Source organism: Frondihabitans peucedani, assembly GCF_039537585.1.
Classification (GTDB): Bacteria; Actinomycetota; Actinomycetes; order Actinomycetales; family Microbacteriaceae; genus Frondihabitans; species Frondihabitans peucedani.
The window spans coordinates 1,436,222-1,458,049 of the sequence record NZ_BAABAU010000001.1; the positions used below are offsets into that span (position 1 = coordinate 1,436,222).

A 21,828-nucleotide genomic window follows, 5' to 3' on the forward strand; every position below is an offset into this window, starting at 1 on the left:
CGGCCCGGGAGGGGCTCCGACAGGATGGGGGCGTGTTCGAACGCTCCCCCATGCGCCAGACCGTCGTCGCCGTCCTGGCGGCGGTCGCAGCGGTCGTGCTCGTCGTGGGGGTCGTCCGGTCGGTCGTGACGGGCGAGTCGCCGCTCTGGCTGATCGGCGACGCGGTCGTGCTCGTCGCCAGCCTCATGCTGATCGGGGCGTTCCGCCGCAGCCGCGGCTAGCCGAGCGCTGCCGCAGCGCTGAGAGCTCGAGGGCAGCGGCGGCGGCCTGAGAGCAGCGCCTAGCTCATCACCCGCGCGACGACCGGGGCCTTCTGACGCTTCTTGCGGCGCTGCTCGCTCGGCGAGTCGCCCAGCACGCGCTGGATCGACAGCGGGAGCATCGCGCGGCGGCGGCCGCCCGGCGTCTTCCAGGTCAGGACGGCGCGGGGCACGTCGACCTCGAGGCTGCGGTAGCGGTCGAGCGCGGCGTTCCACGACCTGCGGGCGGCGATGACGGCGTGACCGCGCGGCGGGAGATCGGCGAGGCGGACGTGACCGGAGACGTCGTCGAGCCCGGCGGTCAGTTCGACGCGGAGGCCGCGGACAGGCCTCTCGGTCCGGTTCTCGACCCGGATGTCGTAGACCACGTAGCCCTTCTTGAAGGACGTCGGGTTGAGGTGCTCGTGCGTCCGCTTGTCGAGGTAGCTGCTGAAGACCGTGACGGCGACGGGCGACTCGTCGTCGACGACGACGGGGACGGCCGCATCCTCCTGCTTGCGGATCGACCGGGCGGTGAGGCCGAGGAGCACCGCGACGGGCGTGCCGACGACGACCGCGCCGAGCGCCTTCAGGATCGGGGCGACCATCAGAGCATCCTTCGAGACGACGTGTCCATGTCGAATATTCTGCCCGCTTTTCCCGAGGAGCGTCCCAGAGCGCCGTGCGGCGTGACCCGGAGAGCACAAAACGCGCCGCGGATTCTTGGACGGTTCGACCCCGTGCGATCCTGCGCCCCCGTGTTGAACTGGTTGCGGCCCACGAGGACGACTCAAGGAGAACCCCATGAAGCCCCTGCAGAACCGCCGCGTCGCCGTCACCGGGATCGGCGTCGTGACGCCCTTCGGGATCGGCGTCGACGCCTTCTGGAAGAGCCTCTTCGAGCCGGCCCCGGCCCTGAACGTCCGTCGCGTCGACGAGGACGCCCTCGACGCCCGCCGCCTGATGAGCCACAAGAACGCGAAGAACTCCGACACCGTGACCAGGATGGCCGTCGTCGCCGCCGACGAGGCCCTCCGCGACGCGGGTCTCCTCGAGGTCGACCCCGACGCCCCGTACCCGTCGGTGAGCGACACGGGCACGCTCGTCGAGGGCATCGACCACGACCGCGTGGCCGTCTCGCTCGGCACCGGCATGGGCGGCGTCCAGACGCTCGCCGAGCAGATCCTGATCCTCGACCGGAAGGGCGAGCGGCTCGTGTCGCCGCACCTGGTGCCGATGGTGATGCCGAACGCGCCGGCCGGCGCCCTCAGCATCCGCTACGGCCTCCGCGGCGTCGCCACCACCATCAGCACGGCCTGCGCCGCGGGCACCGACGGCATCGCGGCCGGAGCGCGGATGATCGCCCAGGGCACTGCCGACATCGTCGTCGCCGGAGGCACCGACTCGAGCCTCACGCCGGTCTGCATCGCCGGGTTCGCCAACATGCGCGCCCTGTCGAAGTCGGGCGTCTCGCGTCCCTTCGACCGCGACCGCGACGGACTGGCCGCGTCCGAGGCGGCGGGCATGCTGATCCTCGAGGCCTACGACGACGCCGTCGCCCGCGGCGCCCGCATCTACATGACGATCGACGGCGCGGCCTCGACCGCCGACGCCTATCACGTGACGGCACCGGCGCCCCACGGCACGGGTGCCGAGCGGACCATGCGCCTCGCGCTCGACGACGCCGGCCTCGCCCCGGAGGAGATCACCCACATCAATGCCCACGGCACCTCCACCGGCCTGAACGACGCGGCCGAGAGCGAGGCCGTCTCGCGCGTCTTCACGTCGAACCGGCCCGTCGTCACCAGCATCAAGGGCGTCACCGGCCACTCCTTCGGGGCCGCCGGGGCCGTCGAGGCGGTCGCCGTCGCCCTGACCATCGCCAACCGGACGATCCCGCCGACTGCCAACCTCGAGAACCGCGACGAGGCGATCGACCTCGACATCCCGACCGAGGCGCGCCCGTGGGAGCCGGGGCCGGTCCTGTCGAACAGCTTCGGGTTCGGCGGCCACAACGGGAGCATCGTCTTCTCGCCGGTCGTCTGAGGGGCGCGCTGCACTGCTGATCCGGCCGCTGCGGGCGACGGCCCGGGGCGCTGCGCCTCCCGGCCCGGCACGGTCGGGGCCCGAGGCGAGCGCCCTACACTGACGGACGTGAGCACCAGTCAGCGTCGAATGCGGTCGGAGGGCCGCATCCCGGTCCTGGTGGCTCAGCTGGTGGCCTTCGCGCTGATCCTGTCGCTGCCCGGCGCCGTCCTCCCCCTCCTCGTGCGCTGCGTCGCGGTCGTCATCGCCGCGTCCGTCCTGCTGCCGCTCCTGATCGTCGACCCGAGCAGGCTCCGTCACTCCTCGCGCCGCACGCGCCGACTCGGCGTGAGCCAGGCGGGCTTCCTCGCCGTCGTCGCACTCGCGGCCGTCGCCCTCACCGTGGTGCAGCTCGTCACCGCGTCGTACGCGCTCGTGCCGCGGGTGCTCGTCGGAGCCGTCGGGGCATGGCTCCTCCAGGTGATCGCCGCGTCGCTCGTGCTCTGGCAGCTCGACCGGGGCGGCCCGGTGGCGCGTCGGGGGATCCGGTCGGGCCCGCACCCCGACCCCGACCTGCGCTTTCCGCAGGAGGACCTCGAGGAGCGCTGGATGCCCTCCTACCTCGACTACGTCACCACCGCCCTCACGAACGCGATGGCCGTCGTCCCCGCGCGGACGCTGGCGCTCCGGCCGCGGACGAAGATCCTCACGAGCATCTGGTCGTTCACGTCGTTCGCCCTGCTCGGCGTGGTCGTGGCCAGGATCATCGCGTTCGTCGCCTGATCCCGCCCCAAGTGGTTCGAGAGGCGAACCATCGGCGTAGAGTGAGCCCGTGACCGATCCGACCCCCCTCACCGACGCCGTCCGGGCCCTCGCCCGCGCGTCCCGCATCGTCGAGCGCGCCTCCGACGGCCTGAGCTTCGCCGACTACCGCGTCCTCGCCGCGATCTCGACGGGCGAGGAGCGCGCCTCGCGGCTCGCCGACCGCCTGGCGGTGGGGAAGCCGGCCATCAGCGCGACGGTCGATTCGCTGGCGAGGAGGGGGCTGATCCTCCGCGGCGCTGTCGAGGGCGATGCCCGGGGCACGTCGCTCGCCCTCAGCGAGGAGGGCGCCGAGCTGTTCGCGCGGATGGAGGCCCGGATGACGCGCCAGCTCGAACTGCTGGCGGCGCGCACCGACGACCCGGCGGGGGTGGTCCGGTCGCTGGCGGCGCTCGGCGACGCCGTCGAGCAGGCCGTCCAGGAGCGTCGGCAGAAGGCCGACGCGTGAGCGCCGTCGAGCGCGACGCGGAGCAGCCGGCCCCGACCGAGCAGCACGCCCCGGTCGAGGGCTGGATCCGCCGCCTCTGGCGCTACATGCTCCACCACCGCACGAGCGTCGTCATCTCGCTCGCCGCAGCCCTCGCCGGCAGCCTCTGCCAGGTGTTCGTGCCCCTGATCGCCCGGCAGATCGTCGACGGCGTGATCGTCGAGAAGTCGTCGCCGCTCGCTCCGTGGCTGATCCTGCTGATCGCCCTCGCCGGGGCGACCTTCGGCTTCACCTACCTCCGGCGCTACCGCGGCGGCCGCGTCGCTCTCGAGGTGCAGAACGACCTCCGCAACGACATGCACGACCACCTGCAGCGGATGGACGCCGCCTCGCTCGACAGGATGTCGACCGGGCAGCTCGTCAGCCGCGCGAACTCCGACTCCGCCCTCGTCCAGGGTCTGCTCAACATGCTGCCGATCATGAGCGGCAACGTGATCCTGATGGTGCTGTCGGTCGTCGTCATGTTCACGCTGTCGCCGATGCTCGCCGTCGTCAGCCTGGTGATGGTGCCGGCGCTCGTGTTCGTGTCGTACCGGATGCGGGCCCGCGTCTTCCCCGCGACCTGGGACGCCCAGCAGAAGGAGGGCGAGGTCGCCCAGATGGTCGACGAGGACGTCTCCGGCGTGCGGGTCGTCAAGGCCTTCGGCCGCGAGCGCCGCGAGGTCGAGCAGATGGCCCGGGTCGCCACGGCCGTGTACGGGTCGCAGATGCGCAGCGTCCGGATCCAGTCGCGCTTCCAGCCGCTCCTCGAGGCGATCCCGACGCTCGGGCAGGTCGCGATCCTGGCCCTCGGCGGCTGGCTGGCCCTGCACGGCAGCATCACGATCGGCACCTTCCTGGCGTTCACCTCCTACGTCGCCGCGCTCATGGCCCCAGCCCGTCAGCTCGCCGGCGTCATCGCCATCGGCCAGCAGGCGCAGGTCGGTATCGAGCGGATCTTCCAGCTCATCGACCGTCCGCCGGAGATCCGGGACGCGCAGGATGCCACCGACCTCGTCTCGATCCGCGGCGACGTGGCCTTCGAGCAGGTCGACTTCGGCTACGGGTCCGACCATCTCGCCCTCGACGGGCTCGACCTGCACATCCGCGCCGGGGAGCGCGTCGCCCTCGTCGGACCGAGCGGGAGCGGCAAGTCGACCGTCGCGCAGCTGGTGGCGCGGTTCGCCGATCCTGCCGGGGGCCGCGTGCTGGTCGACGGGCACGACCTCCGCGACGTCACCCTGCGGTCGCTGCGGGGCGGCATCGGCATGGTCTTCGAAGACAGCTTCCTGTTCTCCGACACGGTCGGGGCGAACATCGCCTACGGGCGCCCGGAGGCGACGCGGGCCGAGATCGAGCATGCGGCGGCCGTCGCCTCGGCGACCGGCTTCATCGAGGCCCTCCCCCTCGGCTACGACACCGTCGTCGGGGAGCGGGGCCTCAGCCTCTCGGGCGGGCAGCGGCAGCGGATCGCGCTGGCGCGGGCGATCCTGTCGGATCCGCAGATCCTGATCCTCGACGACGCGACCAGTGCCATCGACGCCTCGACGGAGCAGTCGATCCACGAGGCGCTCCGCGGCGAGCTCGAGGGCCGGACCGTCCTGCTCATCGCCCACCGGGAGTCGACCCTCCACCTGGCCGACCGGATCGTCGTCCTCGAGCACGGGCGGGTGGTCGACGAGGGCACGCACGACGACCTCGTCGAGTCGAGCCCCACCTACCGGGCCCTGATCACGGGCCTCGACGACGACGAGACCGACGACGCCCTCGCCCTCCGCGCGGCGGGCGACATCGATGCTCTCGCCAAGGCGTCGGGCACCACGGCGTCGGCGTGGTCCGGCGACGCCGACTCGCGCCCCGCCGGCGGCTCAGCCGCTCCGGCTCCCGGCCTCGGCATGGGGCTCGGCGGCGGCGGCGGTCGGGGCGGCGGCCGCGGCATGGCGTCGTTCCTGGCTGCGACGCCCGAGCTCCTGGCGCAGGTGGAGGCGCTCGGCCCGATCCGCGACGAGCCGACCCTCGACCTCGACCGGGAGACCCGGCAGGATCGCGACTTCTCGCTCGGGACGCTCCTGCGCGAGTTCCGCGCGCCCCTCCTCCTGGCCCTCGTCTTCGTGATCATCGACGCGGTGGCCGGGCTCCTCGGCCCGTCGCTCGTCAAGACCGGCATCGACGGCGGCGTGCAGAAGGGCTCCGAGACGGTCCTGTTCGTCGCCGCCGGAGCGTTCCTGCTCGTCACCCTCGCCGACCTCGCCGACGGCATGGCCGAGACGTTCGTCACGGGCCGCGCGGCGCAGAGGATCATGCTGAGCCTCCGCATCCGGATCTTCGCCCAGCTGCAGCGCCTGTCGCTCGACTTCTACGAGCGCGAGATGGCCGGCCGGGTCATGACCCGCATGACGACCGACGTCGACCAGTTCGAGGCGCTCATCCAGAACGGCCTGCTGTCGGCGCTGGTGTCGATCGTCACCTTCGTCGGGGTCGGGGTCGCGCTGGTCCTGATCGATCCGGAGCTCGGTCTCCTGACACTCTCGGTCGTGGTGCCGCTGGCGGCGGCGACGGTGTGGTTCCGGAGCCGGTCGTCGCGGCTCTACGACGAGGCCCGCGACCGGATCGCCGTCGTCAACGCCGACTTCCAGGAGAGCCTCTCCGGCGTCCGCGAGTCGCAGGCCTTCGTCCACGAGCCCCTCACGATGACCCGCTTCCACGGGCTCGGACGCAGCTACGTCGAGTCGCGCGTCGCCGCCCAGCGGCTGGTGGCGCTGTACTTCCCGTTCGTGCAGTTCCTGTCGGGCATCGCCGACGTCATCGTCCTGGGCGTCGGCGCGACCCTGATCGCGCAGGGGCACCTCACCTCCGGCGCGCTGATCGCCTTCCTGCTCTACATCGACATGTTCTTCTCGCCGATCCAGCAGCTCTCGCAGGTCTTCGACTCGTGGCAGCAGACCCGGGTGTCGGTGTCGCGGATCAGCCAGCTGATGGCGCTCGAGACTCTGACGCCCGAGGCGCAGGATGCCACGCGGCCGGGCCGGCTCACCGGCGCGCTCCACGTGTCGGGCGTGCGCTTCTCGTACCCGGAGGCCCCGACGGCCGCGGCCGGTCCCGAGCTCCGCGGCCCCTCGGACGTCCGCTCGCTCGTCGCCCACGATCCCCGCGCGCAGAAGCCGCCGGAGGCGCTGCACGACATCGACCTGCGCATCGCCCCGGGCGAGACCGTCGCGCTCGTCGGCGAGACCGGCGCCGGCAAGTCGACGATCATGAAGCTGCTCGCCCGCTTCTACGACCCCGACGAGGGCGCGGTCCTGGTCGACGGACACGACCTGCGGTCTCTCGACCTGCCCGCCTTCCGGTCGCAGCTCGGCTACGTGCCGCAGGAGGCGTTCCTCTTCACCGGGACGGTCCGCGACAACATCGCCTACGGGCGGCCGTCGGCCAGCGACGCCGAGGTCGAGGCCGCGGCCCGCGCGGTCGGAGCCCACGAGTTCGTCAGCGAGCTGCCGGGCGGCTACCTGCACCGGCTCTCCGAGCGCGGCCGGTCGCTGTCGGCGGGGCACCGGCAGCTCATCGCGCTGGCTCGGGCCGAGCTGGTGGATCCTGCGATCCTGCTCCTCGACGAGGCGACCTCGAACCTCGACCTCGTCACCGAGGCGCGCGTGACCGAGGCCATGCAGAGCGTGGCATCGGGGCGCACCACCGTCGTCATCGCCCACCGCCTGCAGACAGCCCGCGCGGCCGACCGCATCGGGGTGCTCGCGGGCGGGCGGCTCGCCGAGATCGGCACGCACGACGAGCTGCTGGAGGCCGGCGGGCGCTACGCGGCGATGTGGGCGGCGTACGAGGCGGTCGACGCGCGCTGACGCGGTTGTCCTCCCGGCCTCCGAGGACGCTCGTGACACGCAGTTCGGCCCACGACGCGGGACATGTCACGTGTCGCGGGCCGCAATGCGTGTCGTGACCTATCGATGCGAATGCATGGAAAAAGGGAATGGGCGACCGGAGCGCGAGGTTGGAGGCAGCATGAAGCGCATCGGATTCCTCTCGTTCGGCCACTGGCAGGATGTCGGAGGATCGCGCACGCGCACCGCCGGCGACGTGCTCACCCAGACCATCGACCTGGCCGTCGCCGCCGAGGAGATCGGCATCGCCGGCGCCTACATCCGCGTGCACCACTTCGCGCGCCAGCTCGCGAGCCCGTTCCCGCTCCTGGCCGCGATGGGCGCCCGGACGAAGACCATCGAGCTCGGCACCGGCGTCATCGACATGCGGTACGAGAACCCGCTCTACATGGCCGAGGAGGCAGCCGCCGCCGACCTGATCTCCGGTGGCAGGCTCCAGCTCGGCGTGAGCCGGGGATCACCCGAGACCGCGCTCCGCGGCTACGAGTCGTTCGGCTACGCGCCCGCCGAGGGCGAGACCGACGCCGACCTCGCGCGGAGCCACGCAGCCGTCTTCCTGCAGGCGATCCAGGGCGCGGGCGTCGCGCCCGCGAACCCCCAGATGACCGGCACCACGGGGTACCTGCCGATCCTGCCCCAGTCCCCCGGCCTCCGCGACCGGATCTGGTGGGGCTCCGGCACCCGCGCCACGGCCGAGTGGGTCGCCGAGCAGGGCATGAACCTGCAGTCGTCGACGCTCCTCGTCGAAGATACGGGCGTGCCGTTCGACCAGCTGCAGGCCGAGCAGATCGACCGCTACCGGCAGGCGTGGAAGCGGGCCGGCTGGGAGCGCGAGCCGCGCGTGTCGGTGAGCCGGAGCATCCTGCCCATCGTCGACGACGAGTCGCGCCACTACTTCGGCCTCCGCGCGCAGGCCGACTCGCACGACCAGGTCGGCCTGATCGACGGCCCGAATCCGGCGCGCTTCGGCCGCTCCTACATCGGCGAGCCGGAGAAGATCGCCGAGGAGCTCGCGCAGGATGCCGCCGTCGCCTCGGCCGACACCGTGCTCGTGACGGTCCCGAACCAGCTCGGGGTCGACTTCAACGCGCGGCTGCTCGCCGGAGTGCACGCGATCGGGGCCGAGCTCGGCTGGTGAGCGCCCGTCGCCCTGACACGCAGAACGGCCCGCGACACGCGAGACGACGCGTGGCTCGTGCCGTTCTGCGTGTGGTGACTCCCGACTAGCCGGCAGCGACCGACGCCACGTCGACCGTCGCGCCCGTCCGCACCGACTCCTGCGCCGCGAGCACGACCCCGAGGGTCCGCAGGCCCACGGCGATGTCGGGCTGCGGACGCGTGCCGGAGCGCACCGCGTCGATGAACGTCTCGAGCATCGCGGCGTCGAAGTCCGGACCGTAGGGCAGGATCCGCGCCGCGCCCGACGACGCGGCGATCCCGCGCACGCTGGGGCCGAAGAAGTCGATGTCGACGGTGCCGCGGGTGCCTGCGACCGACAGCTTCAGGCCGCCCCAGATCGGCGACGTGTCGGGCTGGCTCCAGGAGCAGTCGATGGCGGCGATCACGCCGTCCGCGTAGGTCATCGTGACGAGCCCCGCCGTCTCGGCCTTCGCGCGGCCCGCGTGCAGGACGCCGTTCGCCACGGCCGTGACGCTCGCCACCGGCACCCCGCGGAGGGCCTCGAGGAGGTCGGCGATGTGGACGACGTGGTCGACGAGGGCGCCGCCCCCGGACAGCTCCGGTTCGGTGAACCAGTCGCGGGTCAGCGGGAGCATGCCGTTGTTGCTGCCGCGGATCGAGAAGACCTCGCCGAGCGCGCCCGCCTCGTGGGCTGCCCGGAGCCGGTCGAAGGTGCTCGCGAACCGGACGGGGAAGGCCATCATCAGCAGGACGCCGGCCCGCTCGACCGCGTCGCGCATGGCGAGGCCGTCCGCCCAGGTCGTCGCCAGCGGCTTCTCGCAGAGGATCGCCGCGCCGGCCGCGGCAGCCAGCTCGACGAGCTCGCGGTGCCTCGCGTTCTCGCTCGTCACGACGACGGCGTCGGGCTGCCAGGCGAGGAGCTCGTCGTAGGTGTCGACGTAGCCGACGTCGAGGGCGTCGGCGAGCGCCCGGCCGCGGAGGTCGACGATCGACGTGCCGCTCGCTGCGGCTGCATCAGGGGCCGGCGCGTCAGGATCCGCCCCGCGCACCTCGACGCCCGGCATCGCACGGAGCGCCGACAGGTAGCCGATGGCGTGCGTGTGCGCGAACGAGAGGACGCCGACGCGCAGGGGACGCTCCGCGGCGCTCATCGGGAGACCCCCTCGTCCGACCCGGTCGAAGACGCCGCCAGGTCGACCGGCTGGCCGGTCTCGAGGGAGGCCAGCGCCGCGTTGGCGATCGCGACCGCGATCCTGCCGTCCTCCGCGCTGACGCGGGGCGTCTCGCCGCCCGCGAACGCCGACGCGTAGGAGCGCAGCTCGAGGTAGTAGGGGTCCTCTCGAGGATCGACCTCGGGCATGAGCCCGTTCGCCGCCTCGGTGACCTCGAGGTCGGCGGTGTAGTTGCGCTCGGCCAGCGACGAGTGCGACAGGGTGCCGAGAGTGCCCGTGACGGAGTACTCGGTCGAGAAGGTCAGGTGCGCGGGGCCCCAGATGCCGGCCACGTGGCTGATGGCCCCGGACGCGTGGGTGAGCAGGACGTGGGCCGCCTCGACGGGGTGCTCCGCGTCGCCGCGCCGGGTCGAGACGGCCGACACCCGCACCACCTCGCCCGCGACCCAGCGCGCGATGTCGAGGTCGTGGATCATCTGGTCCATGATGATGCCGCCCGAGAGGGCTCGATCGCCGAACCACGGCGTCCGGGTCGGGAAGGCGCCCGAGCGGGAGAAGCGCAGGACCGCGAGGTCTCCGAGCGCGCCCGCATCCACGGCCGACTTGAGGGCCGCGTACTCCGGGAAGTACCGCACGACGTGCGCGGGATAGAGCTGCACGCCGGCGCCCCGCGCCGCCTCGACGAGGTCTCGCGCGTCGTCGTCGGTCCGGGCGAGGGGCTTCTCGGAGACGACGTCCTTGCCTGCCTCGATGACGCGCTTCACGACGGCGTGATGCGTGTAGGTCGGGGTCGCGACGTCGACGAAGTCGGCCTGCTCGAGGAGCTCCTCGAGGCTCGCCACGACCTCGCCGCCGTAGAGCGCCACGAGCTCGTCGGCCCCGACCTCGGAGAAGACGACGACGCGGCCGGCGATGCGCAGGAGGTTCGGCAGGTGGGCGTGGGCGATGCCGCCGGCACCCACCAGGCCGATGGTCAGGTCGTCGTCGATCATGAGGGCTCCTTCGAGGGGACGGGGACAGGGGCGGGCGGCGTGACCGTGTCGCCGGGGACGAGAGGCGACTCGAGCAGCAGGGAGGCGCCGATCAGCCCGGCGCCGGCACCGACGAGGGACTGCTCGACGCGCGGTGCCGACCGCCAGGCCAGCCGCCTGGCGACGCCCTCGCGGAGCGGCACCAGGAGACGGTCGCCGGCCTCGCCGAGACCGCCGCCGATCACCAGCGCACTCGGGTCGAGGACCGCCGCGAGCCCCGTGAGGCCGACGGCGAGCGCGTCGACGGCGTCGGCCCAGACCGAGGCTGCGACAGGATCGGTCGAGGCGGCGGCCGTGATCTCGCGGGCTCCACCGGGCAGGGTGCCGCCGGCCGCGCGGTAGCGGCGGACGATCGCACTGGCGGAGGCGTAGACCTCGACGCAGCCGCGCTGGCCGCAGGTGCAGAGCTCGCCGTCGGGGACGACGGGGACGTGCCCGAACTCCCCCGCGCCGCCGGTCGCGCCGGTGACGACCACGCCGCCCGTGACGATCGCGGCCGAGATGCCCGTGCCGATCGGGACGAAGACGAACTCGTCGCCGTCGCGCCCGGCGGCGATCCTGGCGACCCTCTCGGCTCGAGCGGCAGCCCGGCCGTCGTGCTCGAGGGCGACCGGCACGCCGAAGCGCTCGGTGAGGAGGTCGACGATCGCCATGTCGGTCCAGCCGAGGTTCGCGGCGAAGGTCACCGTCCCCCGGACGCTGTCGACGAGGCCGGGCGACGCGACACCGATGCCGGTGAGTCGGCGCCCGCCGGCACGGATCGCGGCGTCGAGCTGCGCGATGAGGCCGGAGGTCGCCTCGAGGGGCGAGCCGGCGGGGCCGAAGGTGGGCACGGTGGCGCGCTCCAGGACGGAGCCGTGCGGGGCGAAGGCCGCGCCCTTGATGGTCGTGCCGCCGATGTCGACGGCCACGACGGCCGAGTCGTCGTGCGACGGCGGGTACGCGGAGCGCTCCGCCACCGTCAGGCCGTCCGCAGATCGTCGGCGACGTCTTTGACGAGGGCGTCGATGCGAGCGGGGGCCAGGACCTCGTCGAGCGCGAGCAGCGTCGCGCCGCGGATCCCTGCGACGAAGGGGTCTCGGGTGGCCCGGACCTCCAGGTCGTGTGCGGCGAGCGGCAGGCACTTCTGGAACAGCTCGGCCCGGATCGCCGCGACGAGGGGCAGCGACGCCGACATGGAGCCGGCCAGCACCACCTCGCGCGGGTTGAAGAAGTTGACGATCCCCGCGAGCGACTCGCCGATGCGGGCTCCGGCCTCGCGGATCGCCTCGAGAGCGAGCGGCTCGCCGCGGGCGCCGAGGGCGACGACGTCGCTCGCGGTCTCGGCGTCGAGCCCCTGCGCGCGCAGCTTCGCGACGAGAGCACCGCCGCTCACGACCGAGTCGAGGCAGTTCGGCACCCCGCAGGTGCACGGGATCACCGAGACGCCCTTGACCTCCATGTGGCTGATCTCGCCGGCGGCGCCGCCGATGCCCCGGTGGAGTCGACCGCTGGCCAGGATCCCGCAGCCGATCCGGGTGCCGAGCTTGACGGCGAGCAGCTGGTTCTCGTCGGTCCGGCCGCGCTCCGTGCTCTCGAAGAGGGCGATGAGGTTCGCGTCGTTCTCGACCAGGACCGGGCTGTCGGTGTGCGCGGCGAAGAGGCCGGGGAGGTCGGCCTCGTGCCAGGTCGGCATGAACGACGGGGTGACGATGCGCCCGCTCGGGTACTCGATGGGCGCGGGGATGCTGATGGCGACGCCGCGGAAGTCCGCCTCGGCGAGGCCGGTGGAGTCGGCGAGCGCGATGATCCTGCGCCAGAGGGCCTCGACGGTCTCTTCGGGGTCGTCGCTCACCGGAACTCCCGCGTGCCCGGTCTCGTCGCTGTCGACCAGGGAGCGGCCGGTGAGGTCGCTCAGGACGACGCGGACGTGGTTCGCCCCGATGTCGACGGCTGCGACGAAGCCCTGGTCGCCGGCCAGCTCGAGCCGTCGGGCCCGGCGGCCGCCGCGGCTCTCCTCTGCCCCGCTCTCGCGGACGAGCCCCAGCGAGATCAGCGACTCGACGCGCAGGGAGACGGTCGACGGCGCCAGCCCGGTGACGCGGGCCAGCGTCGATCGCGACATCGCGTCGCTGCCCCGGATGAGACGCAGGATGTCGCCGGCGGACCCGGCGGCATGGTCGGCGTCCTGCAGGTGGCGGTGGTTCATGGGGCAACCCTAACCTCAGAAATCGAACGAAGTGAAGCGAAAAACGAATGTTTACATTTGGTGATCGAACGGCAATGATCTAGAAACAAATCAAAACTAGCTTTCAACGAATAGATCCGGACAACGACGTCACGAGCAATTCGCGATGCAGCCGGGTCCCCTCACCTCAAGGAGCCCCGATTGCCGAGCGCCATCGACAGCACCCAGGCCCGGCCGGCCCGTGCGGCCGCGCCGCCCCGCCCCGCGGGCAGACGACGCACGACCGAGCAGATCGAGGGGCGGTCCGGCTACGCGCTGATCGCACCGACGACGATCCTGCTCGCCCTCTTCTATCTCTACCCGCTGGTCCAGACCGTCGGGTACAGCTTCACGAACTGGAACCCGGCCACCGGCCAGACCGGCGCCTTCGTCGGGGGCGCGAACTTCGCGGGGCTGTTCCAGAACGCCGAGTTCTTGAAGACGGCGGGCAACACCGGCATCTACGTCGTGGTCGTGGTGCCGGTGACGATGGCCATCGGCCTCTTCTTCGCAGCCCTGCTGGCCCAGCCGTTCCGCGGCCGCGGCCTCTACCGGGCGCTGCTCTTCGTGCCGTACATCGCGCCCATCGTCGGCAGCTCGCTCATCTTCAGCTTCATCCTGTCGCCGCTCGGCGGCATCGTGAACGGCACGCTCGGCGCGCTCGGCTTCGCCCCCATCGGGTTTCTCAACTCCACGCCGTGGGCGCTGATCAGCGTCATCGTCTTCTCGATCTGGCAGGGCGTCGGCTACCAGATGATCATCTTCTCGGCGGCCCTGTCGAACATCCCGCAGAGCTACCACGAGGCCGCGACCCTCGACGGCGCCGGGCCGATCCGGCGGTTCTTCTCCATCTCGCTGCCGCTCGTCGTGCCCACCCTCGGATTCCTCGCGATCACCGGGATCATCGGCGCCCTGCAGGTGTTCACGCAGGTCTACATCCTCACCGGCGGCGGACCGCTCCGGTCGACCGAGACGATCCTCTACTTCATCTACCAGCAGGGCTTCGTCTACTTCCACGGCGGCACGGCCAGCGCGGCCGCCGTCCTGCTGCTGGCGCTCGGCATCATCGTGTCGGTCGTCCAGCTCCGCATCCTCGGCCGCCGCGACACCATCGAACTGACCTAGGGGCTCACCGTGACCGAACTCTCCGTCCCCGGGACCACCCGGGCCACAGCACCAGCAGCCCCGCACGCCGTCGCCCGCCGCAAGCGGCCGCTCGGCACGCGCCTCCGGAGGCTGTCGCCCGCGGCGCTCCGCCACGTCATCCTGATCGTCGCGGTGATCGTGTTCTTCGGACCCTTCGTGTGGATGGTGCTGACGAGCTTCAAGTCGTCGGCCGAGGCGCTGTCGTTCCCGCCGACGTTCCTCCCGAAGGTCTGGCACTTCGACAACTACAGCCAGATCTTCACGGTGGCGCCGTTCGGCACCTACTACCTGAACTCGACGATCGTCGCGGTGGCCACCACGGCCGGGCAGATCGTCACGAGCCTCGCGGCCGGCTTCGCGTTCTCGAGGCTGAGGTTCCGCGGCTCGACGATCATCTTCGTCGTCCTGCTCGCGGCGCTCCTCGTGCCGTTCGAGGTCGTCTTCACACCGCTGATCAGCCTGCTGTCGCAGCTCGGCTGGCTGAACTCCTACCAGGGCCTCATCGTGCCGAACGTGCCGTCGATCCTGGGCGTGTTCCTGTTCAAGCAGTTCTTCGAGTCGTTCCCCACCGAGATCGAGGACGCCTCGCGCGTCGACGGCGCCGGCGTCTGGCGCAGGATGTGGTCGGTCGTGACACCCATGGCCACCCCCATGATCGGCGCCTTCGCCGTCCTGTCGTTCGTCTACAACTGGAACAACTTCTTCTTCCAGTTCCTGGCCGTCACGAAGACCGAGTTCTTCACGGTCTCGGTGGGCCTCACGCAGCTGCAGTCGACCAACGCCGCCGACAGCTTCAACCTGCTCATGGCCGGTTCGACGCTCGCGATCCTGCCGGTCTTCCTCGTCTACATCGTCTTCCAGAAGCAGATCATCTCCGCCATGTCCGGCGGTCTGCGCTAGCCCCACAGCACCCTCCCATCCCGCATCACTCCCCCACCGGTCGAGAGGACCACCATGCAGCTCCCGAAGTCGTCGTTCATCCGCCCCGGCAGGAGGCGCGCCATCACGGCACTCGCCATCACGGCCACCGCCGCGCTCGCCCTCACCGGCTGCTCCGGCGGCTCCGTCACCGGCAATACCGGCGGCGGCGGAGGCGGGAAGACCGACATCACCGTCTGGTACAACTACACCGGCCCGAACGTCACCAGCGCGAAGAAGCTGATCGACAAGTTCAACTCGTCGCAGGACAAGTACACGGTCACGCCCCAGTACGCGGCCAACAGCGACCAGTTCGACGCCAAGCTGATCAACGCGCTGAAGAACGGCACCGGCCCGAACATGGTGCTCGGCGACTCGACGCCGCAGAACATCGGCCAGGTGGTCCAGACGGGCAAGGTGCTGCCGCTCGACTCACTGCTGTCCGACTCGTCGTCGAGCATCACGAAGGACACCTTCACCGAGGGCATGCTCTCGACCGGCAGCTTCAACGGCAAGCAGTACACGCTGCCCACCGACGTCGGCGACTACGCCGTCGTCTACAACAAGCAGATGTTCAAGGAGGCGGGGATCACCGACACCCCCACCACCTGGACCGAGTTCGCGGCCGACGCCAAGAAGCTCACCAAGGGCACCACGCAGTACGGCGCCTACCTCCCCATCGGCACCGGCGAGTGGCCCGTCTTCACCTGGCAGGCGATGCTGTGGAGCGCCGGCGGCGAGTTCCTGAACGAGGACAACACGAAGGTCGAGTTCAACAGCCCCGAGGGTGTCGCGGCACTCACGGCCTGGACCGACATGATCAAGGACGGCTCCGCCTACCCGCAGAGCCTCCAGACCGCCAGCGACAACAACGGCACGCCCGGCATGACGGCGAAGAAGGTCGCCATGCAGATCAACGGCGCCTACAACCTGTCGGTGCTCGACGAGGGGCTCGGCGACGGCAACGTCGGAGTCTTCCCGCTGCCCGCCCTCAAGGAGCCCGCCATGAACCTCGGGACGAACAACTCGTACCTGATCAAGGGGACGAAGGCGCAGGAGGCCGGGTCGTGGGCGTTCCTGCAGTACTGGCTCAAGCCGTCGACGCAGGCCGTCTGGGACAGCGAGAACGGGTTCCTGCCGTCGAACAAGGCGACCGCCGACAACGCGACCTGGACCGCCTACCTCGACAAGAACCCGCGGATCGCGACCTTCGCCAAGGAGCTCGACTACGCCAAGGCCCGCCCGTCGATCACTCAGTACGCCGAGGTGAGCGACGCCCTGTCGCAGGAGCTGCAGAAGGCGATGCTGCTGAAGGAGAGCCCGTCCGACGCGCTCGCTGCCGCCGAGAAGGGGGCGCAGGCCGCGCTCGACAAGCAGTAGGCGTGGTCTGCTGCTGCTGCTGCCGCCTCGGGGGCCGCGGCGGCGTGTGACGGCACCGGCACCAGTCCGCGGACTGGTGCCGGTGCCGTCCTGCCGCGCCGTAGGCGAGCGGAGCTAGACGCGCGCACCGCGGAACGCGTCGGCGGTCAGCTCGACCGAACGCAGCCGCTCGGCGATGAAGGGGCTCTGGTGCGCGATGATCAGCTCGTCGGCGTGGGCCTCCTCGGCGAAGCGCGCGAGGTAGGCGGCGACCTCGTCGGGGTCGCCGACCGCGGCGTACTTCATCATGTTGGCGATCTGACGACCGTTCGGGGTCGTCAGGAAGATGTCGATCTGCTGGTCCGTGTACTCGGGCGACCCGGGGGTGCGCGAGATCATGCCGCGCACCCGCGTCCGGCGCATCGCGTCGAACTGCGCCTGCGCGTCGTCGTGCGATTCGGCCGCGACCGCGTTGACGCCGACGATCACGTACGGCTCGGCGAGCTGCGCGGAGGGCGTGAACTCGCGGCGGTAGAACTCGACGGCCTGGTGCAGGGCATCGGGGGCGAAGTGCGAGGCGAACGCGTAGGGCAGGCCGTACGCGGCGGCCAGCTGGGCGCCGAACATCGACGAGCCCAGGATGTAGAGCGGGACGTTCGTTCCGCGACCGGGCGTGGCCTGGACTCCTGCGACCCGCGACTCGTCGCCGAGGTAGGCCTGGAGCTCGAGGACGTCTTGAGGGAACGACTCGGCCGACATCGGGTCGCGACGCATCGCGTGCATCGTGACCTGGTCGCTGCCGGGCGCCCGCCCGAGGCCGAGATCGATGCGGCCAGGGTAGAGGGTCGCGAGGGTGCCGAACTGCTCGGCGATGGTGAGCGGCGCGTGGTTCGGCAGCATGATGCCGCCGGAGCCGAGCCGGATGGTGGAGGTCTTGCCGGCGACGTGGCCGATCAGGACGCTGGTGGCGCTCGACGCGATGGTCGCCATGTTGTGGTGCTCGGCGTACCAGACGCGTTCGTAGCCGTTCGCCTCGGCCGCCTGAGCCAGCGCGACGCTGTTCTCGAAGCTCTGCGCGACGGTTTCGCCGGGAGCGATGGGTGCGAGGTCGAGGATCGAGAGAGCAGTCATGCGGGGTGCAACACGGGAGGGCGCGGGAGTGTTCCCGCTTCGGCGGATGACCGGGGGCTGATCCTGCACCCCCGGCCCGCCCGCGTCAGCGGTTGTCGATGCGGTAGATCCGCGTGCCGTCGTGGTCGTAGGCGAGCTTCGACTCCGCGGCGACCGTCGCCTCGAGCTGGCGGACGTCGGCCTTCGTGAAGGCGCCGCTCAGGATCGCGGTGTGCTCCTGGTTCTCCGAGAACGCGACCCAGGTGCGACCGCCCGGGATCGTCGAGTAGCCGTGCAGGATGAAGTCCTCGATGTCGGCGTTCGTCACGTCCGGTCGGAGCGTGAGGAGACCGTCGAGCGAGTAGACCTGCGTGTACCGGAGCGTGTACTTCGGGTAGTTCGGCCCGATCAGTAGGGGGAACGAGTCGCTGAGAGTGGCGGCCGTGTCGTTCTTCTCGAAGTGCTCGTCCAGCCAGGTGGCTGCGGTGACGTCGCTCTTCGAGATGCGGAGGCTCGCCTCCGGCTGGTAGTAGGTGCCGACGAAGAGGACGAGCAGCACCGAGAGGGTCGCGATCAGCCCCGTCTTCTGCAGGCGCGGCAGCCCCTTCCCGCTCCAGAACAGCCAGGCGACCCCCATCGCGTAGAAGGGCAGGCCGAACAGGAAGACGCGGAACTTCCCCTCCCCGCCGTACGACTGACCGAACACCGTCAGGATCGGCGCAGCGGCGAACCACGCGACGACGAGCGTCATGCGGACGTGCCCGTTGAGGAGGTGCCGCACGAAGCCCGCGAGCGCGAGCAGGACGGCGAGGCCGGTGAGCAGCATGACGCCGTGACTCTGGAGAGAGGCGGCCTGCGACACCCCGACGGCCGAGACCGACGCGGTCGTGGCGTTGGCCACCGGGTTGAACGACGAGAACAGGCCGAAGTGCTTCTCGATGTAGCCGAAGTTCGGCACCAGGTACGCCAGCGGGAGCGCCACCACCGCGAGTCCGACCCAGAACGGCCGCAGGTAGCCGAGGACGAACAGCGGGAACAGCGTCAGGATCGCCATGTACGGGGTCAGCTGGTGGCTCGCGGCGATGACGCCCTGCAGCGCGAGCAGCGCGACGATCGCGACGACGCGCGCCCTCGACGACTGCGAGATGCCGAGGGTCTCGGTGTTGATCGCGCGGCCGAGGCGGCGGGCGGGTCGGGCGAGCTGGCCCTCGATCCTGGACATGATCCGTCGCGGCTCTCCGCCGAGCGCCATCATCGCGACCAGCGCCGCGGTCAGGTAGAGCATGAAGGCGAAGGCCTGCGGCGAGTAGTAGTTCTGCCCGACCCAGTTGCCGAACGTGAAGACGAGGACGGCGGTCCAGGCCCAGCGGCGGTGCCGCGAGATCGTGCGGGCGATGGCGAGCACCAGGACGCCGTCGACGAGCGCGAAGAAGACCTCGGCGAGCGACGCGTACGAGACGGCATCGTGCAGGCCGATGGCGGCGCCGAGCGAGGCGCTGAACGAGAACAGGCCGGGCCAGCGGTTGTAGAGGTCGATCGACGTGTCGACGTGCCCTGACGAGAAGAGGTAGTTCGTGACCGCGATGTGCTTGTAGACCCAGGGCAGGCGGGGCGCGCTCTCGACGAGGTTCGGCGTCGCGTACAGGATCACGGTCAGCAGCCCGATGGACGCGGCGAGGAGGCCGTGCGAGCGCCTCGTCGTGAAGAGGCCGAGCATCGCCACGACGAAGCAGATCGCGACCGCGAGATACCAGAACACGGGCAGGGCGGGCAGGAGGCCGAACTGGCCCAGATCGCCGGAGTTCGTGAGGGCCACGCCGACGCCGAAGAGGACAGCGGCGACGGCGAGCGCGACGAAGGGCCACACGGCGGTGCCCCGCTCCCGGTCGCGCCGACGCCGGGGTGCCGCGCTGACGACGCGGCTGTGCGAGTGGACGGTCGCCAGAGGGGCGAGCGGCCTCCGCAGGATCAGCGCCGCGCCGGCGAGCAGGACGACGACGGCGACCGCTCTCGGATGCCAGAGCCCCGTCCAGGCCATGACGAGCGAGAGCAGCGTGAAGACGACGATGCTCCCGACCGCGGTGAAGACCAGTCGCGCCGCCGGCTCGATCGCCGGGAACCTCCGGAGGACGGCCCAGCCGGGCACGAGGAGCATCGCCACGAAGTCGACGACGGCACGGACGACGCCGGGGGCGTCGACGGCGACGAGGACGGCCGCGACCACGCCGAACGCGGCGAGGGCGAGCTCGGCGGTGCGGAGCGGCGAGCGGCGGTCAGGAGCGGAGGTGTCGGCGGGCGAGCCGGGACTGTCGAGGGTGGCGCTGGCGGAGGTCATCGGGCGGTGGCTCCGGTCGTGCTCGCGGGGGCGCGGCGCGCGCCGGATCCCGACTCGGCGGGGGCACTGCTGGTCATCGCGCTGCTCTCTCGTGGTCTGCGGTGGGGTGGTCCGCGGCGGGGTGGTCCGCTGCGGGGTGGCCTACGTGCTGGTGGGGGTGGGCGCGGTCGCGCTCGGGCGGCTCGGGCCGCGGGTCCGGGGCGTCCGTGTCGTCGAAGTCGAGCGGCACGGTGCCGAAGAGGCTCGCGAAGGCGGCGAGGTCGTCCTGCTCACCGGGCTCCGGGTCGCGGCGGTGCGACGGGGCGGACGCGCGGACGGGGGCAGGATCGGAGCGGGGTGCGGGATCCTGCGCGGCCTGCTGCACACGATCCTGGGCGGCCCGCTGCTCAGCGTCCTGCTCCTCGGGCAGCTCCTCGACGGCGCCTCGCCGGGCGTCTCGCAGCCGCAGGAGGAACCAGGGCAGGCAGGCGAAGGCGACGACGGCGCGGCCGATGTTCCACGGCAGCGACTGGGGCAGCAGGATCGAGCCCGCGGCGAGCGCGACGGTCACGGCGATCATCAGCACGAGACGCCGCGGGGCGCCGTGCCAGCGCGAGCGGTCGGGCAGGAAGCGGAGCTGCAGGAACGACAGCAGCATGTACGACAGGAGTGTCGCGATGGCGGCCCCCGCGATCCCGAGGGGCTCGACGAGGATCAGGTTGACGACCACGTTGACGAGCGCGGCGACCCCGGCGATGGCGCCGACGGTCTTGCCTCGTCGGGCGATGACGAGCAGGCGTCCGGCCGCTCCGGAGGCGGCGACCGGGAACGCCGCCAGCGCGACGAGCAGTACGACGACCGCGAGTCCCTCGGGCCGGAACGAGGCGGGGGCCAGGATCCGGAGAGCCAGCGGCGCGATCAGCGTGACGGCGAGGACGATGGGCACCAGCAGGCGGAAGAGCTCGTCCCGCGACTTCAGGGCCAGCGCGTACCGGGCGCGGTCGTCGCGGAGGGAGGCGAAGTGGGGCGTCCAGGCGCCGTTGGTGAACGTGAGCAGCAGGATCACGGCCGAGCCGATCACGTAGGCGACCTGGTAGCGGCCGACCTCGGCGGCGCCGAGCTCCCGCTGGATGATGATGCGGTCGCCGGCGTTGAGGACGAAGTAGGCCAGGCTGCCGAGGGCCAGCGGGATCCCGAGGCGGACGGCCCGGCGCGCGATGTCGAGGTTCTTGAACGCCTGGAGGTTCGGCCGGACGATGAGGAGGCCGAGCCCCATGGCGAGGAACTGCGAGAAGACGCCGCCCCACGCGTAGACCGAGGCCGAGCGCTGGACGGTGAGCAGCAGCACGAGCCCGACCATCGACCCGCCGATCGCCGAGATGAGACCGACCACCGTGAACGGCTTGAGCCGGTCCTCGGCCACCAGGAGCGCGAGCATCACCGTGACGGCGGCGGAGGGGGCGGTCCACAGGATCACGGCCACCACGAGCAGCGGGTAGCCCGAGAACCCGAGCGGACCCGACCACAGCGGGATCGTCGCCATCGCGAGCCCCGACACGACGAACGAGATGCAGATGGCGATGGTGACGAGCCCGCGGGCAGAGCGGGAGTCGCGGTCCTCTGATCGCTGGAGGACGACGGCCTCGTCGATGCCGAGGAGAGCCGCGACGCTCAGGACCTGGTAGACCGCCAGCGCGCTCGAGAGGGCGCCGAACTCGGACGGGCCGAGCAGGTGTGTCAGGAACGGCGAGATGAGTGTCGAGACCAGCAGCTGCAGCGACCAGACGACGACATAGAGGAGACCTCGACCGAAGAGGGTCGAGGTGCCCGCCTCGGGCGTCTCGTGCGTGTCGGGGACGGCTGTCACGTTCTCCTCGGTGGGGGCTCCCTGGTCGGCGATGGCCTGACTCACGCATTCTCCCCGAGGGGGCGCGGGGCGGGGAAGACTCCCGTGAGGGGGCGGGCGGCGGATGCGGAGTCGCGGGAC

General features: G+C 71.4%; 17 protein-coding genes. 9 read left to right on the top strand and 8 right to left on the bottom strand.

The annotated features are described in order from the left end of the window. Nucleotides 1–32: 32 nt before the first annotated feature. Nucleotides 33–221, top strand: coding sequence for a hypothetical protein (locus tag ABD733_RS06600; RefSeq protein WP_344794291.1), 189 nt, complete (start codon nucleotides 33–35; stop codon nucleotides 219–221). Between the two features lie 59 nt (nucleotides 222–280). Here the strand turns inward: ABD733_RS06600 and ABD733_RS06605 are convergent, their stop codons facing one another. Next, nucleotides 281–847, bottom strand: a complete 567-nt coding sequence (locus ABD733_RS06605; RefSeq protein ID WP_344794293.1) for a hypothetical protein — start codon at nucleotides 845–847, stop codon at nucleotides 281–283. Nucleotides 848–1,043: 196 nt separating this feature from the next. Between ABD733_RS06605 and ABD733_RS06610 the strand changes: the two genes are divergently transcribed. From ABD733_RS06610 to ABD733_RS06630, 5 genes are all read left to right on the top strand, one after another. Continuing rightward, a complete protein-coding gene (locus tag ABD733_RS06610) occupies nucleotides 1,044–2,285 on the top strand; it encodes a beta-ketoacyl-[acyl-carrier-protein] synthase family protein (protein WP_344794295.1) in 1,242 nt (413 codons plus the stop codon). Nucleotides 2,286–2,393: 108 nt separating this feature from the next. Next, entirely contained in the window at nucleotides 2,394–3,047 is a 654-nt protein-coding gene (locus tag ABD733_RS06615; RefSeq protein WP_344794298.1) for a hypothetical protein, read from the top strand. 49 nt (nucleotides 3,048–3,096) lie between these two features. Continuing rightward, entirely contained in the window at nucleotides 3,097–3,534 is a 438-nt protein-coding gene (locus ABD733_RS06620) for a MarR family winged helix-turn-helix transcriptional regulator (protein ID WP_344794300.1), read from the top strand. Then, nucleotides 3,531–7,406 carry an ABC transporter ATP-binding protein gene (locus tag ABD733_RS06625; protein ID WP_344794302.1) on the top strand — a complete coding sequence of 1,292 codons (3,876 nt, stop codon included), beginning with the start codon at nucleotides 3,531–3,533 and terminating at the stop codon, nucleotides 7,404–7,406. The genes ABD733_RS06620 and ABD733_RS06625 overlap by 4 nt, the downstream gene beginning before the upstream one ends. Before the next feature lie 160 nt (nucleotides 7,407–7,566). After that, nucleotides 7,567–8,583, top strand: a complete 1,017-nt coding sequence (locus tag ABD733_RS06630; protein WP_344794303.1) for an LLM class flavin-dependent oxidoreductase — start codon at nucleotides 7,567–7,569, stop codon at nucleotides 8,581–8,583. Nucleotides 8,584–8,668: 85 nt separating this feature from the next. Here the strand turns inward: ABD733_RS06630 and ABD733_RS06635 are convergent, their stop codons facing one another. From ABD733_RS06635 to ABD733_RS06650, 4 genes are read right to left on the bottom strand one after another with little or no spacing between them, the layout of a single operon-like run. Continuing rightward, nucleotides 8,669–9,736, bottom strand: a complete 1,068-nt coding sequence (locus tag ABD733_RS06635) for a Gfo/Idh/MocA family protein (RefSeq protein WP_344794305.1) — start codon at nucleotides 9,734–9,736, stop codon at nucleotides 8,669–8,671. Next, nucleotides 9,733–10,749 carry a Gfo/Idh/MocA family protein gene (locus tag ABD733_RS06640; protein ID WP_344794307.1) on the bottom strand — a complete coding sequence of 339 codons (1,017 nt, stop codon included), beginning with the start codon at nucleotides 10,747–10,749 and terminating at the stop codon, nucleotides 9,733–9,735. The genes ABD733_RS06635 and ABD733_RS06640 overlap by 4 nt, the downstream gene beginning before the upstream one ends. Then, the gene (locus ABD733_RS06645) at nucleotides 10,746–11,747 is read right to left on the bottom strand and encodes an ROK family protein (protein ID WP_344794309.1); all 1,002 of its coding nucleotides are present in this window, start codon (nucleotides 11,745–11,747) and stop codon (nucleotides 10,746–10,748) included. The genes ABD733_RS06640 and ABD733_RS06645 overlap by 4 nt, the downstream gene beginning before the upstream one ends. A gap of 2 nt (nucleotides 11,748–11,749) precedes the next feature. Next, nucleotides 11,750–12,976, bottom strand: coding sequence for an ROK family transcriptional regulator (locus ABD733_RS06650; protein ID WP_344794311.1), 1,227 nt, complete (start codon nucleotides 12,974–12,976; stop codon nucleotides 11,750–11,752). A gap of 180 nt (nucleotides 12,977–13,156) precedes the next feature. Between ABD733_RS06650 and ABD733_RS06655 the strand changes: the two genes are divergently transcribed. The 3 genes from ABD733_RS06655 to ABD733_RS06665 are packed head-to-tail and all read left to right on the top strand — an operon-like array spanning nucleotide 13,157 to nucleotide 16,438. Further along, nucleotides 13,157–14,119, top strand: coding sequence for a carbohydrate ABC transporter permease (locus ABD733_RS06655; protein WP_344794313.1), 963 nt, complete (start codon nucleotides 13,157–13,159; stop codon nucleotides 14,117–14,119). Between the two features lie 9 nt (nucleotides 14,120–14,128). Then, a complete protein-coding gene (locus ABD733_RS06660; protein ID WP_344794314.1) occupies nucleotides 14,129–15,040 on the top strand; it encodes a carbohydrate ABC transporter permease in 912 nt (303 codons plus the stop codon). A gap of 54 nt (nucleotides 15,041–15,094) precedes the next feature. Beyond that, entirely contained in the window at nucleotides 15,095–16,438 is a 1,344-nt protein-coding gene (locus ABD733_RS06665) for an ABC transporter substrate-binding protein (RefSeq protein WP_344794316.1), read from the top strand. Nucleotides 16,439–16,552: 114 nt separating this feature from the next. On the opposite strand, the gene ABD733_RS06670 is transcribed toward ABD733_RS06665, so the two are convergent. The 3 genes from ABD733_RS06670 to ABD733_RS06680 all read right to left on the bottom strand — a co-directional run bounded on the left by ABD733_RS06670 (nucleotide 16,553) and on the right by ABD733_RS06680 (nucleotide 21,753). Then, nucleotides 16,553–17,548: an LLM class flavin-dependent oxidoreductase gene (locus tag ABD733_RS06670; RefSeq protein ID WP_344794318.1), complete on the bottom strand. Its 996-nt coding sequence runs from the start codon at nucleotides 17,546–17,548 to the stop codon at nucleotides 16,553–16,555. A gap of 85 nt (nucleotides 17,549–17,633) precedes the next feature. Further along, nucleotides 17,634–19,862: a hypothetical protein gene (locus ABD733_RS06675; RefSeq protein ID WP_344794320.1), complete on the bottom strand. Its 2,229-nt coding sequence runs from the start codon at nucleotides 19,860–19,862 to the stop codon at nucleotides 17,634–17,636. A 73-nt stretch (nucleotides 19,863–19,935) separates the two neighbouring features. Then, complete coding sequence (locus tag ABD733_RS06680; protein WP_344794322.1) at nucleotides 19,936–21,753, bottom strand: oligosaccharide flippase family protein; 1,818 nt, start codon at nucleotides 21,751–21,753, stop codon at nucleotides 19,936–19,938. Between the last annotated feature and the right edge of the window lie 75 nt (nucleotides 21,754–21,828).